Here is a 14,590-nt window from a genome sequence, read left to right on the forward strand (position 1 = left end):
CCATCATTTTTTACTCCTCACAAAGTGGTTTATTGTCAAAATTTCTTAATTTTGCCATCTAAACTTAATCTTGAGAATAATTTGAAATGAAAAGAATACTGCTCTTTATCTGTGTCTTGTGTTGCTGCACCTTAGCAAGTGCCAACGACTCCAATAGCCGGAATAACGACTCCGGACGCTATCTTGGCGACTGCAACAACGATGGTAACGTTGACGTAACCGACGTGACTATGATGGTCAATTTCATCCTGAACGGCAGCCCCACCACCACAAGTAGTTACGCGTACGATTTTACCGCCTACAACACGAACAAGGACACAACTGAAGAAATAGACGTCAGCGACGTAACAGCCCTCGTAAACCTCATCCTCAACGGCACTTTGGAACTCACTGCCCCCACCGAACTACCCATCAAACCAGGTGTGGGTTCAGGCACCGCTTTGAGTCCGAAAAAATAAAACATTCCCCCTTGATATGATTATAAACTGCTCCTTATTTTTTATGGAGTAGTTTTTTTATTACAATTAAAAGTAGGATTGGATACCTCCAAAACCATTTTTTAATGTCTGTAATTTCATTTTATGTTCAAGAAGCGTTATCTTTGCCAACAGACATATATTGTTATATTTTCCATGAAGAGACTGCTTATTTTTATCGGTATTTTGTGCGGTTGCATGACCGCAGGAGCAAAGGTAATTCATCTGCTCCCTATACCCCAAGAAATTACAACAAACGAGTCTGCCTCTCCTTTCCAATTAGGCAGAGCGGTAAGTATTACCGATACCAACAACACTTGGCTCCTCAAGCAGGTATTCCTCGACAACGGCTGTACCATCAGCAACAGTGCCTCTGCCAATGTAGAGGTAGTGATGATGCAATCGCTCGGCACGTTCAACCACAATGTAGCCGAATTCCCCGATGAGGGCTACAAACTGAGTGTGTCGGAAAACAACATACAAATTCAGGCCACGACCAAGGTGGGCGTTATCCGTGCTGCACAGACCTTGCAGCAACTGGCTGAAGGCTATGAAGGCACTGCAGCCATCGAAGCCGTAGAAATCACCGACTACCCCGCTTTCAAGGTGCGAGGTTGGATGCACGACGTGGGACGATCATTCGTTAGTGTCGATGAAATCGAGAAAGAAATCCGTCTGATGTCACGTTTCAAAATCAACGTGTTCCACTGGCACTTCACAGAGAATCAAGCATGGCGCTTTGAGGTGAAAGCCTATCCGCAACTCACGTCGAGCAGTTCGATGACACGTTTTCCAGGTCTTTACTACACACAAGAAGAGTGCCGCTACATCGACTCCATCGCTGCGCTCTATGGTGTAACTATCATCCCCGAGATTGATATGCCAGGCCATAGCGAAGCCTTCACGCGCGCTATGGGCTTCAACATGCAGACCGATCAAGGTGTGGCAGTGCTAAAAACTGTGCTTACCGAAGCCTGCGAAGTATTCAAAAATGCGCCTTATATCCACATCGGCGGCGATGAAGTAACAATCACCTATTCCAACTTCCTGAGCACAATGGCACAGGTCATTCACAATAAGGGCAAGAAAGTGATTTGCTGGAACCGCCTCGTGAGCGGTGCGCCAAGTTCGTCCTACTGCGACATGACACAGATGTGGGCCTCGTCAGGAAGGGCTGTTTCAGGAATTCCAAACATCGACTGCCGATACAACTACACCAACCACTTCGACGTGTTCGCCGACCTCGTGGGTATGTTCAAGAGCAACATCTACTATCAGCAGCGCGGCACTACAGAAGCAGCAGGTTTCATCAGTGCCCCCTGGAACGACCGCAAGACACCTACACAGGACGACATCATCGCACAGAACAACGTATATGCCGTAACAATAGCCACAGGTTGGCGCGCTTGGCGCGGCGGTGGTAAGCAATACGTGGAAAAGGGCGGCACCACACTGCCAAACAGCGGAGAAGAATACGAAGAATTCAAGGACTTCGAGAACCGCTTCCTCTTCCACAAGGCCCATTCGCTCAGCACATGCCCCATTCCTTACGTCAAGCAGACCAATGTGCGATGGCGCATCACCGATCCATTCCCCAATGGCGGCAGTGCATCGGCAAAGTTCCCGCCCGAGACCGACCAAAGCGACATCCTCCCCGAGTCGTTCAGCTATCAGGGCACGACCTACAACTCTGCCATGGCAACCGGTGCAGGCATCTACCTGAACCACACATGGGGCAACAACACAGTGCCCACATTCTACGGCAACACTGTGCCTTCAACCAATCAGACGGCATACGCCTGGACTTACGTATACTCGCCCGAGGCGCAACAGGTAGGCGCACAAATCGAATTCTACAACTACGGACGCTCCGAAACCGACCGCGCACCCGAAGCAGGTAAGTGGGACCGCTACGGGTCAGACATCTGGCTCAACGGCACACGCATAGCACCTCCAGTTTGGAACAATACCGGTGTGAACATCGGCAGGGAAGTAGACCTGAAGAACGAAAATTTCCCCGCACGCAGTCCCATCCTCGTCAACCTGAACCAAGGGTGGAACAAAGTGCTTATCAAACTGCCCTACAACCCCGACGGCACACAACGACTGAAGAAATGGCTATTCACATTCGTGCTGACCGACCCCACAGGAACGACTGCCATAGACGGACTGACCTATTCGCCGGAAAAATATCCGGAAGAGACGGCGCAAATCCTTGCGGCAGCAGTGGCTGATGCCAAGAGCACACGCAACAGCATTGTAGGCGTCGATCCCGGTTTCTATCCCGCTGAAGCAGCAGCGGCGCTCGATGCAGTGATTGCAGAAGTGGAAGCCACTCTTACACAACAACTCGGCGAAGAAACGCGTGCCCAGCAAATCGCCCAAATGAATGCTGCTGTGGAAGCCTTCGTGGCTTCCTATAAGAACTATCAACAGATTATACAGCCGAAGGCATCTAACAGAGATACGATATACTATTATTACCTGCGCACTCCCCAACGTGGAAACCGCTATGCCACATCACAAGGTACCGGCAATGCCATGGTGGGTAACACGAGTGCATCCGACGCTTCGAAATGGTACTTCATGCGTCGCTCAGACGGCACGTATGACATCGTCAACAACGACGGATCATACGTTTCTCCGAACAGCAGCAATAACACCGCACTGACCACAACAAGCACCCAACCATCAAGCGGATGGACACTTCAACCAACCGGCGAAACCGGATTTGTCATCATTACCAATGGCACGGCAGAGTTCAATCAAACAAACAACTCCGGTCTCGGCTATAATATTTACAACTGGGGCAATGGTACGAACACAACAGACACGGGCTGTAAATACCGCGTGGAACTTGTCGATATCGTTACCACAGGAACCAACTATGAGGGGGTTGTTACCATTGATCCTTCCAAACTATATTATATTCACAACAGTTATTCAGGTTGGGGCAACAGAACTTACTTGTATGCCAACAATGGTGTAGTTTCGCCAGGAACGAAGGTGGCAGAAAACCGCAACTATCTCTGGCGATTGGTTTATGATCCGGATAGCGCAAAGGTTCAGGTGGTCAACGTAGGAACCAACCAAAAGATTTACATTGACAACAATGCGGCAGACCAAAACCTCAAGTTAGGCAACAACGAATACAAATGGTTATTTATTGAAGGCGATGGCGGCGTGATGATTAACACCACTGACCGTTCATATAGTTGGTACTCCAACCCAACTGCTTGGGCAAACAATATCATTACTAAAGCCCATTGGGGATATGGCTGGATATTCGAGCCAGTAGACAACTATGCCGATACTGTCTCAACGAACCTTGCCGGATATTTCACAATACCTACAAACGGATACGTTGGCACACTGTCATACGCAGACAGCCTTTCGCTCAAAGCCACATACGATGAATATGCAGTGGCATGTACCCCCGCACAGTATGCGAACCTCGCTGCTAACATCGATGATGCTACAATCAAGATTGAGAGCGGTAAGCCATACCGCCTGCTGAATGCCAACTACAACAACCACTGGATGGCGCTCAATATGGCAAACGACGGCAGCAGCACCGGTTCAATCATCAACACTACCGACCCAACAGGCAACTTAAGCACCATTCTCATATTTACGGACAACGGGGACGACACTTGGACTGTAACGATGGACGGACTCTATCTGACACCAGTACAAAAGATGTCGGGTAAGAACCAAGGTACAAGAGAAACCCTCTCGGCAAACGCTGCCGATGCAGCACCGATTGTGGTCGAAACCTATTCACCTGCCGTTTTCACCCTTTGCACACAGACCAACGTTGACGACAAGGGATACCTGCACGACAACAATTATTCACAGGTTGTAGGTTGGAACGGAACAGCCGGAGCATCCCATTGGTACATTGTTCCCGCTAACAGCATTAAAATTGGCATGAACGTGGTGAATGGCGCATCGTATGGCACACTCTACGTGCCTTTCAGTGTAACGCTGAATCAGGAAGATGTCGAAAACCATCTCGTCAACTTCTACAAAGTGACGCAACTCAACACAAGCAATATCGTAGCACGAAGAATTGACAACAACGTCATTCCTGCAGCCACACCTGTCATCTTGAGAGATGTGAATGCTTCCACGACCCTCACCCTCGGTGTAGGCGGTGAAGGATCACCTCTTTCTGACAATTGCCTCTTGGGAACATACGTCAACAAGACCATTACCGATGCTGCAAATACCTACGTACTGACTTCGCTTGACGGCGGTAAAACATTGTCTTTCGGTCGCTGTAGCACAGCATACATTCCTGCCAACAAAGCCTACTACATTTATAGTGGGACAGGCACTCCGAAGTTTGGTTTCGACGAAGGCGATGGAAGCATCACGTGGATTGATGCTCTGAGATTGGAGGGCATTAACTCTGATAGCGACATCATCTATGATCTCCAAGGGCGCAAGGTCAACAGCAAACGTGCAACTGTTGGCATCTATATAGTCAATGGCAAGAAAGTACTCGTAAAATAATCTTCCAAGATTACACACGAATCAAGAAGCCCGCGGCAATTTTCCGCGGGTTTCTGTCATGTATGCCCCTGAACGTTGTTTGAAATATACCCATGTATTTTGGGCTTAACGTCAGAATATGTTATCTTTGCAATTTAAATATACAACATTGCTATTTAACCATGAAAAGACTACTTCTTCTTATTAGTTTTCTATGCGGTTTTATGACCGCTGGTGCAAAGGTGAGTCATTTGCTGCCCATGCCCCAAAAGATTACAACTAACGAGTCTGCCTCTCCTTTCCAATTAGGCAGAGCGGTAAGCATTACCGATGCCAACAACACTTGGCTGCTCAAGCAGGTGTTTCTCGACAACGGCTGTACCATCAGCAACAGTGCTTCTGCCAAGGTGGAGGTAGTCATGATGCGCTCGCTCGGCACGTTCAACCACAATGTAGCCGAATTCCCCGATGAGGGCTACAAACTGAGTGTGTCGGAAAACAACATACAAATTCAGGCCACGACCAAGGTGGGCGTTATCCGTGCTGCACAGACCCTGCAACAACTGGCAGAGGGCTATGATGGCACAGCCGCCATCGAAGCCGTGGAAATCACCGACTATCCTGCCTTCAAAGTACGCGGATGGATGCACGACGTGGGACGATCTTTCGTTACCATTGATGAGATAGAGAAAGAAATCCGTCTGATGTCGCGTTTCAAAATCAACGTGTTCCACTGGCACTTCACAGAGAATCAAGCCTGGCGCTTTGAGGTGAAAGCTTATCCGCAACTCACGTCGAGCAGTTCGATGGCGCGATTTGCAGGAAAATACTACACACAGGAACAGTGCCGCTACATCGACTCCATCGCGGCGCTCTATGGCGTAACAATCATTCCTGAAATCGACATGCCGGGCCACAGCGAAGCCTTCACCCGCGCCATGGGTTTCAGCATGCAGACCGACCAGGGAGTGGCTGTACTGAAAACCGTGCTTGAAGAGGCATGCGGCGTATTCAAGAATGCTCCTTACATCCACATCGGTGGCGATGAAGTGCAGATAACTTATTCGAACTTCCTGAGCATAATGTCACAGGTAATCAAAAACAAGGGAAAGAAAGTCATCTGCTGGAACCGCCTCTTGAGCGGACCGCCGAGTTCGTCCTACTGCGACATGACACAGATGTGGGCATCATCGGGTTCGGCAATATCGGGCATACCTAACATCGACTGCCGCTACAACTACACCAACCACTTCGACGTGTTCGCCGACCTCGTGGGTATGTTCAAGAGCAACATCTACTATCAGCAGCGCGGCACCACAGAAGCAGCCGGATTCATCAGTGCACCCTGGAACGACCGCAAAACACCTACACAGGACGACATCATCGCACAGAACAACGTATATGCCGTAACAATAGCCACAGGTTGGCGCGCTTGGCGCGGCGGTGGTAAGCAATACGTGGAAAAGGGCGGCACCACACTGCCCAACAACGGCGAAGAATACGAAGAATTCAAGGACTTCGAGAACCGCTTCCTCTTCCACAAGGCCCATTCGCTCAGCACATGCCCCATTCCTTACGTCAAGCAGACCAATGTGCGATGGCGCATCACAGATCCATTCCCCAATGGAGGTAATGCATCAGCAAAATTCCCACCAGAAACCTATCAGGGAGACATACTGCCAGAGACGTTCACCTATCAGGGCACGACCTACAACTCTGCCATGGCAACCGGCGCAGGCATCTACCTGAACCACACATGGGGCAACAACACAGTGCCCACATTCTACGGCAACACTGTGCCTTCAACCAATCAGACGGCATACGCCTGGACTTACGTTTACTCGCCCGTGGCGCAACAAGTAGGCGCACAGATAGAGTTCTACAACTATGGCCGCTCCGAAACCGACCGCGCACCCGAAGCAGGCAAGTGGGACCGCTACGGATCAGACATCTGGCTCAACGGCACACGCATTGCACCTCCAGTTTGGAACAATACCGGTGTGAACATAGGCAGGGAAGTGGACCTGAAGAACGAAAATTTCCCCGCACGCAGTCCCATCCTCGTCAACCTGAACCAGGGGTGGAACAAAGTATTCATCAAACTGCCCTACAACCCCGACGGCACACAGCGCCTGAAGAAATGGCTATTCACATTCGTGCTGACCGACCCCACAGGAACGACTGCCATAGACGGACTGACCTATTCGCCAGGACAGTATCTGGAAGAGGCGGCACAACTCCTTGCCGCAGCATTGACTGATGCCCGAAACACACGCAACAGCATCGTTGGCATCGACCCGGGTTTCTACCCCACTGAAGCGGCAGCGGCGCTCGATGCCGTGATTGCAGAAGTGGAGTCCACACTCACGGAAGAACTTGGCGAGGAGCGGCGCGCAGAGCAAGTGGCGCAAGTGAATGCAGCCATAGAAGCCTTCAAAACCGCATACAAAAGTTACCAACAAATCATGCAACCGAAGGCATCGAACAGCGACACCACATTTTACTACTACCTGCACACCCCCCTGCGCGAAAACCGCTATGCCACTTCGCAAGGTGCCGGCAATGCCATGGTGGGCAACACGAGTGCTTCTGAGGCTTCAAAATGGTACTTTCGCAAACGCACCGACGGCACATACGACATTATCAACAGCGACGGTACATACGTTTCACCCAACAGTAGCTACAACACCGCACTGACCACGACAACATCTCAGCCCTCAAGCGGCTGGACACTCAAACCTGCCGACGAAACAGGATTTGTCATCATAACTAACGGCACAGTGGAATTCAACCAAACGAACAACTCCACCCTCGGCTATAGGGTTTACAACTGGGGCAACGGCACCAACACGTCCGACACCGGCTGCAAATACCGCGTAGAACTGGTTGACATCGTAACTACAGAGATTTCGGGCCTCAATGTGGAAAAACGCATAGCGGAAGTAGAAGAAGCACTTGCCACTTTCGACATCAGCGAAGAACTGGGATACTATTCACCTGCTGAAGCCACAAAACTGAAAAACACCCTCAACAGCATCCGCGACGCGCTGAACAATGGTGCCACCGACTATGCAGATATGATTACAAGCATAGATGAAGCCTTCACCTACTTCAAAGAGAACGGCTTAAACATGCCAAAAGTGAGTACTGCCGACAGCATCTTCATCTACTCGATGAACACTCCCCTACGCGACAGCAAATACCTCACTTCGCAAGGAGTAGGTAGCGGACTGATGGGTACTACTGCCTCAGGCAACTACTCCCAAAAATGGAAATTCCTATTGCGCAATGATGGCACACTCGATATTGTCAACATCGCCGACAATAGTTACGTTTCGCCCTCTGCCGCACACAACACTCAAGTAACGACCTCAGCCACATCGCCCGGTGCTGGTTGGACACTCAAACCCGCTAACGAAAGTGGCTACTTCATCATTACAAGTGGCGAGGCACAACTGAACCAAACAAATGGTGGTCTTGGCTATAAGATTTACAACTGGGGCGATGGCACTAATACCAGCGACACGGGATGTAAATACAAAATAGTGGCTGTTGAGAGCATTGCAACGCTCATCGAAGCCCTCATCGACGGTGCTTCAACTCAACCCGCCTATTTCTCCATCGATGGACGCCAAATACCTCAACCACAGCAAGGTGTGAACATCGTACGTGAAAAAGGAATAACCAGAAAAGTACTTATCAGATAGGGGCTGAAACATACCTGAAAACAACGGATCAAACAGCACCTGTCTGCATCACGGCGATTAAAGGTTCTTGTCTGTACTCAAAAAAACAGAAAGACATAGCCGCGTCGCCTTCATAACAAAATCCTGTGTAAATAACAATGAGAAAATGAGAAAAAGAGATATATTCCTTTCAGCCCTTTCAGTTGCTTCAGGCTTGCCTGCTTTGGCACAGACGTCCGCACGCCCGAACGTCATCCTGCTTGTAGCCGACGACTTGGGCTACGGTGACATCTCTTGCTATGGTGCCACACGCGTGTCCACACCCTGCATCGACAGCATAGCACAAAGCGGCATACGCTTCACCGACTGCCATGCGGCAGCATCCACCTCCACCCCGTCGCGCTACTCGCTGCTCACAGGCGAATACTGCTTCCGGCGCACTGACACGGGCATTGCCACAGGCGACGCACAAATGATAATCCGACCGGAGCAATACACCATTGCCGATATGTTCAAAAGTGTGGGTTATCAAACTGCCGCCATCGGTAAATGGCACCTCGGACTGGGCAGCAAGACGGGCGAGCAGACATGGAACACAAAACTCGATGTCGGTGTAAACGACCTCGGTTTCGACTATAGTTACGTCATGGCTGCCACAGCCGACCGCGTGCCCTGCGTGTTCATTGAAGACGGCAAAATAGCAAATTTCGACCCATCAGCACCCATACAAGTGAGCTATTCAAGCAACTTCGCAGGAGAACCAACAGGAGCAGCCAACCCCGAACTCCTCACAAAACTCAAATCAAGCCACGGACACAACAATAGCATCGTCAACGGCATAGGACGTATCGGCTACATGAAAGGTGGCGGCAAAGCACTCTGGCGCGATGAAGATATTGCCGACTCCATTATGGCTCACGCCATCAAATACATTGAGGAGCATAAGGACGCGCCTTTCTTCATGTACCTCGGAACGAACGATGTGCACGTGCCACGCTACCCCCACGAACGCTTTCGCGGCAAGAGCCCTATGGGACTTCGCGGCGAAGCCATTCTGCAGTTCGACTATTCAATAGGACTTCTGGCAGATGCTTTGCAGCGATTAGGTTTGGCAGAAAACACGCTGCTCATCATCACGAGCGACAACGGACCCGTGCTCGATGATGGCTATCAGGACCAAGCCGTGGCATTGGCTGGCTCGCACAAACCGGCTGGCGATTTCCGCGGCGCAAAATATAGTGCCCTTGAAGCAGGAACCACTGTGCCATTCATCGTAAGTTGGGCTAACGGTGCCGAAAGCGGAAAAGTGAGCAATGCACTCACTGCACAAATCGACCTCATCGGCTCCATGGCAGCACTCGTGGGAGCGGAAATACCCGTAGCAAAGGCTGCCGACAGCCAAAACCAACTCGACACATGGTTAGGACGCAACGAAACACCGCGCGACTACGTGCTCTGCATGGCACAGAACCGCACGCTTACACTCCGCAAAAACGAATGGAAATACATTGAGCCAAGCAACGGAGCAGCCATACAGAACGGACCAAGAACCGAAACTGGCTACCTCAGCACACCACAACTCTACAACCTCTCCACAGACATACACGAGGACAACAACCTTTACTCATCAAACGCAGCGAAAGCCGCTGAGATGGAAACACTTTTAGCAAAGATTCGCCGTCCATGGCTCTCAACAGCCGACACCGTGTTCTGGTACCGCCTCTACACACCTGCACGCGGACCACGCTATGCAAGAGCGACAGGAGTGGCAGCACAACTCACTGGAACACTCACACCCTCCACCGACGAAAGCGAACAATGGAAATTCGTTGACCGAGGCGACGGCACATTCGACATCATCAACCGAAAATACAACAGCTATGTCGTGCCCTCAACACCCGTAAGACCTGCCAACCCGCTGCAAACCTCGCGCACAAAACCTGCCACAGGATGGCAAATCACAACAAACGGCATCATGAACTGCCTCTATGTCTTCGCTAACGGCACATCAGAGTTCAACCAAAGTGTGAACGGACCAAACTACCCCGTACTGAACTGGGGCGACGGCACCAACACCACCGACGTGGGATGCCGATATGCTGCCGAACTCTTCGACGTGGAAATAACACCACCCACAGGCATCTCCGAGGTAAAAACCACTGCACCCAAGCAGCAACGCCTCATAGTCGTAGGAAATAAATGGCAAATTGCCGAAACAGGTGAACGCCCAGCCGTGTTCAACCTTAGCGGAAAGCAAGTAGCACCGAAAAACGTGGCAACCAACGAACCCGTTGTAGTAAAAACCAGCACTGGCACATTCATAACCAACACAACAAAATAACATACTAACGACGGGGCATAGAGCAAAACAATAAGTTGCCCCACCCCGCCACATAAACAAACAAAACAAACAAAAAAAAACAAAGAAACATGAAAAAGTATCTTGCAGAAATGGTGGGCACCATGGTGCTCGTATTGATGGGCTGCGGCGTTGCAGTCAGTCTGAATTGTACCTCTGATTGCAGCACAGTGGCTAATGCCGGCACAGTTATCGGCACGGCACTTGCTTTCGGTCTCAGCGTAGTGGCGATGGCATACACCATCGGTGGCATATCCGGTTGCCACATCAACCCCGCCATCACACTCGGTGTATGGCTCTCAAAGCGCATGAGCACTAAGGACGCACTGATGTATATGCTCTTCCAGGTTATCGGTGCCATCATCGGCGCAGCCATCCTCTACGGCCTCAGCAATGCCGGAACAGGACTTGAAGGCAACGGACTCGGCGCTAACGGACTGCAAACAACAGCGGCAGGAAGTACGGTAAGCGTATGCGCCGGCCTGTTGGCTGAAATCGTATTTACCTGCGTATTCGTACTCGTTGTATTAGGCGCAACAAGCAAGACAAACGGTGCAACGAACAACTTCGCAGGTCTCGCCATCGGCCTGAGCCTCGTACTCGTTCACCTCGTCTGCATCCGCTACACCGGCACGTCAGTCAACCCCGCACGCTCCATCGGTCCCGCACTCTTCGCAGGCGGCGACGCACTCTGCCAACTCTGGATCTTCATCGTAGGTCCGTTCGTGGGTGCCATACTCAGTGCACTCATCTGGAAGGTCATCGCACCCAAAGAAGACTAATACCACATTTTTATAGGCAACACTGCCTAAAACAGAACATACAAAAAAAAACCATGCGAAGCATTTTCCGCTCCGCATGGTTTTTCTTATAACAAATCTTACACAAATCAAATATAATCCTTATATTTGCACCCAACCCATTAGCCACAAAAGGTAGTGGGTAATTACTTTGGTGCTTGCTTTCTTAACATGCGAGAAGAAAGTAAAATGAAAGAAGTTCGCGCAATCGCAATCAAGGCATTGGATGTGTTAAAGAAGTATTCAAAGCAGTCATATAGGAATGCAGAGAATGACTTCAACACATCACTGTCGTTAGTTGAAAAACGCACAGTACTGGTTGCATTGCATAAATTGGGAATTCCAATAGGAATACCATCTGACGAGGCTTTCAATATCCGAAAAGTTTATTTTGTGGATACGATGATTGATGAAGATGTTATTGAAGACATTATTTTACAAGTAAGGAAAGGGTATTGCGATCATCTATTCTATTTAGATCCAGACAAGCATTTTACAGCAAACTATGCATTATACGCATTGAGGAATGCTGCCAAGAAATACGTAACGGAAGTACTTGCGAAAAGTACATTGGACATTTCTCATAATATAATGTCATCCCCTACCAATTGGGAAAATATGTTTTCTCTTGGAGAATTGAAACCAATAATGGTGTTTAAAGATCAAGTGAATGTTCCTTTAAATTTTGATGTGCGTGGCAATCCGAGAAAAGATACGATTGAATCCATGCTAAAAGAAATTGAACTGGGTTTGTGGGATACCTATCTGATGTGGAATTATGAAGCGTATCAGAATGCGAGGAGTCAATTACAACTTGGTCAAATGTTCACTAAGTTGCCTTTAAATATGCAAACGCCAACAAGCAATGTACAGACAGACCCATTAAAGGAGTCAGATAATAGGAGAACCAAAAGAAAACGCTAATCGCTGAATAGGTTAACAAAAGATTCTGTAGAATTTACAAACGAAGGAATCATATTTTGCAGGCTACAAGCGTTATATATAAAGTCGGATTAACAAACGTACAAAGTATGACAGAGAAACAGACAAAGGAGTTTAAGAGCATTAGAAAGATACGCTCTGGCGACAAAGGGTTCAAAGACCTTTCCGTAACTTGTGTGGCATTGGCAAACGCACAGGGTGGTACGATATATGTGGGCATTGAAGACGAGACTAAAGACCCATTGCCAAATCAGATTGTCGAAGATGAAGAAATCAATGATACCATATCTCGACTGAGGAGCCTCTGTTTCAATGTGAGCATTGCAGCATCAGAACGACTGATCCATCAGAATGGTGCTCAATACTTTGAAGTGTATGTGGCTCCATCGCTGAAATCTATTGCCACCACTTCTGATGGCAAAATATACATGCGAGTAGGTGATAAATGTGAGCCTGTAAGAAACGAGGACCTGCAAAGATTGTCTATAGAGAAAGGTGCCTATCAATGGGAGCTACTGCTGACAAGGAATAAGCTGGAGGATATACCGAATGAGAATGTTGCAAGATTTGCTAATGACATCCGCCATTCTGACCGTGTGAAAAGTCATGTGAAGCAGATGTCCGACATAGAAATCCTTGAGCATTACAATCTTATGGATAATGGCACGATGACCAACCTTGGTGTGCTATGGCTTGGCACCGCAAAACAACGGGGACGAATATCATTCCCCATATCTGTGCAATATATTGTATATGACCAACTGGAGCACAAGGTAAGAAAGATTGAGTGGCATGACAATCAATATAACCCAAAAGAACTTCTGCTTGAAATAGAGAAGGAAGCCATTGAACTCGAATATTCGTATGAGTTCCCCGATGGCTTGTTCCGAAAAACTATCAGACATTACCATCCAAAGGTGATAAGAGAGTTGCTGCTGAATGCTTTCGCTCATAAGAGTTTCACGATTTCAAGCGATATAATGATTTGTGTATATCCTGATAGACTGGAAATTTCGAACCCCGGTGGTCTGCCTCTTGGTGTTACAGTTGACAATCTGCTGCATCAGCGCCACCGCAGGAATCCTTATCTCATTGCTATTATGAGTGACCTCGGACTGATGGAGGGGGAAGGATCTGGCTATGACCTCATCTATGAACTAAACTCAATGGAAGGCAAACATCCACCAATACCTGAATCTTCTTTCAATGAATTCAAAGTGACACAATATTCTGAAATACAGAATACAGACATTCTGCCTCTTCTGGATTATACCTTGAAGAACTATGAGCTAACTCAAAAGGGATATATCACCTTCGGTGCAATAGCAAACGAGACGAAGATGCTAGCAACCAAATTGTCTGCATATCTCCAACTTTCTAACGAGGAACGCCTAAGAAGTTATATTGACCCATTGCTTAATCTTGGACTTATCAATAAGCGTGGTACGGGAAAGGGAACTACTTATTTCATTAATCCGAAACTGATTGCCAATTCTAAGGCCAATGTCAAAACTACGCTAAAGAATATTGAGCCATACGCTCTGAAAGCATTGATTATTGAAGACTTGAAAATGCATCCTCAAAGCTTAATGTCTGAGATAGCCGGAAGACTTCCTGATGTTGAGAAGACAGACTTGCGAAACACTGTATATAAGATGGTTGGAAAGGAATTAGCCGCCACTGGAGGTAGAACATACCGTAGATATGAGTTGAGTGATGGCAGAAAAGAAAAGAAATAAAAAAGAAAACGATAAAAGATGTTTGTAAATTATTGATAATCAGATAGAAATTTCTTTTCCAAAAGTTCTGTTATAACCTAAAAGAGTTGTT

At 48.4% G+C, this 14,590-nt stretch carries 5 protein-coding genes and 2 pseudogenes; all 7 read left to right on the forward strand.

From position 1 onward, the window contains the following. Nucleotides 1–86: 86 nt before the first annotated feature. The 7 genes and pseudogenes from C7Y71_RS04195 to C7Y71_RS04225 all read left to right on the forward strand — a co-directional run bounded on the left by C7Y71_RS04195 (nt 87) and on the right by C7Y71_RS04225 (nt 14,499). On the forward strand, nt 87–458 hold the full coding sequence (locus tag C7Y71_RS04195; protein WP_111898465.1) for a dockerin type I domain-containing protein: 372 nt from the start codon (nt 87–89) through the stop codon (nt 456–458). A 174-nt stretch (nt 459–632) separates the two neighbouring features. Continuing rightward, the gene (locus C7Y71_RS04200) at nt 633–4,994 is read left to right on the forward strand and encodes a family 20 glycosylhydrolase (protein ID WP_193215966.1); all 4,362 of its coding nucleotides are present in this window, start codon (nt 633–635) and stop codon (nt 4,992–4,994) included. A 161-nt stretch (nt 4,995–5,155) separates the two neighbouring features. Continuing rightward, on the forward strand, nt 5,156–8,680 hold the full coding sequence (locus C7Y71_RS04205) for a family 20 glycosylhydrolase (RefSeq protein WP_111898467.1): 3,525 nt from the start codon (nt 5,156–5,158) through the stop codon (nt 8,678–8,680). Between the two features lie 145 nt (nt 8,681–8,825). Beyond that, nucleotides 8,826–10,337: pseudogene (locus C7Y71_RS04210) on the forward strand (sulfatase family protein); the annotation flags it as partial. Between the two features lie 749 nt (nt 10,338–11,086). Next, nucleotides 11,087–11,800 (forward strand): annotated as a pseudogene (locus C7Y71_RS04215) (MIP family channel protein); the annotation flags it as partial. A gap of 207 nt (nt 11,801–12,007) precedes the next feature. After that, nucleotides 12,008–12,742 (forward strand): hypothetical protein, encoded by a 735-nt coding sequence (locus C7Y71_RS04220; protein ID WP_146739419.1) that lies wholly within the window; start codon nt 12,008–12,010, stop codon nt 12,740–12,742. 107 nt (nt 12,743–12,849) lie between these two features. Beyond that, nucleotides 12,850–14,499: an ATP-binding protein gene (locus C7Y71_RS04225; RefSeq protein WP_111898522.1), complete on the forward strand. Its 1,650-nt coding sequence runs from the start codon at nt 12,850–12,852 to the stop codon at nt 14,497–14,499. Nucleotides 14,500–14,590 lie beyond the last annotated feature (91 nt).

This window comes from Pseudoprevotella muciniphila (genome assembly GCF_003265305.2).
GTDB classification, from domain to species: Bacteria; Bacteroidota; Bacteroidia; order Bacteroidales; family Bacteroidaceae; genus Alloprevotella; species Alloprevotella muciniphila.

Bases quoted from the DNA above. Each gene is read 5' to 3' on its own strand.
- C7Y71_RS04195 (WP_111898465.1), top strand. From the start codon at position 87: ATGAAAAGAATACTGCTCTTTATCTGTGTCTTGTGTTGCTGCACCTTA.
- C7Y71_RS04200 (WP_193215966.1), top strand. From the start codon at position 633: ATGAAGAGACTGCTTATTTTTATCGGTATTTTGTGCGGTTGCATGACC.
- C7Y71_RS04205 (WP_111898467.1), top strand. From the start codon at position 5,156: ATGAAAAGACTACTTCTTCTTATTAGTTTTCTATGCGGTTTTATGACC.
- C7Y71_RS04220 (WP_146739419.1), top strand. From the start codon at position 12,008: ATGAAAGAAGTTCGCGCAATCGCAATCAAGGCATTGGATGTGTTAAAG.
- C7Y71_RS04225 (WP_111898522.1), top strand. From the start codon at position 12,850: ATGACAGAGAAACAGACAAAGGAGTTTAAGAGCATTAGAAAGATACGC.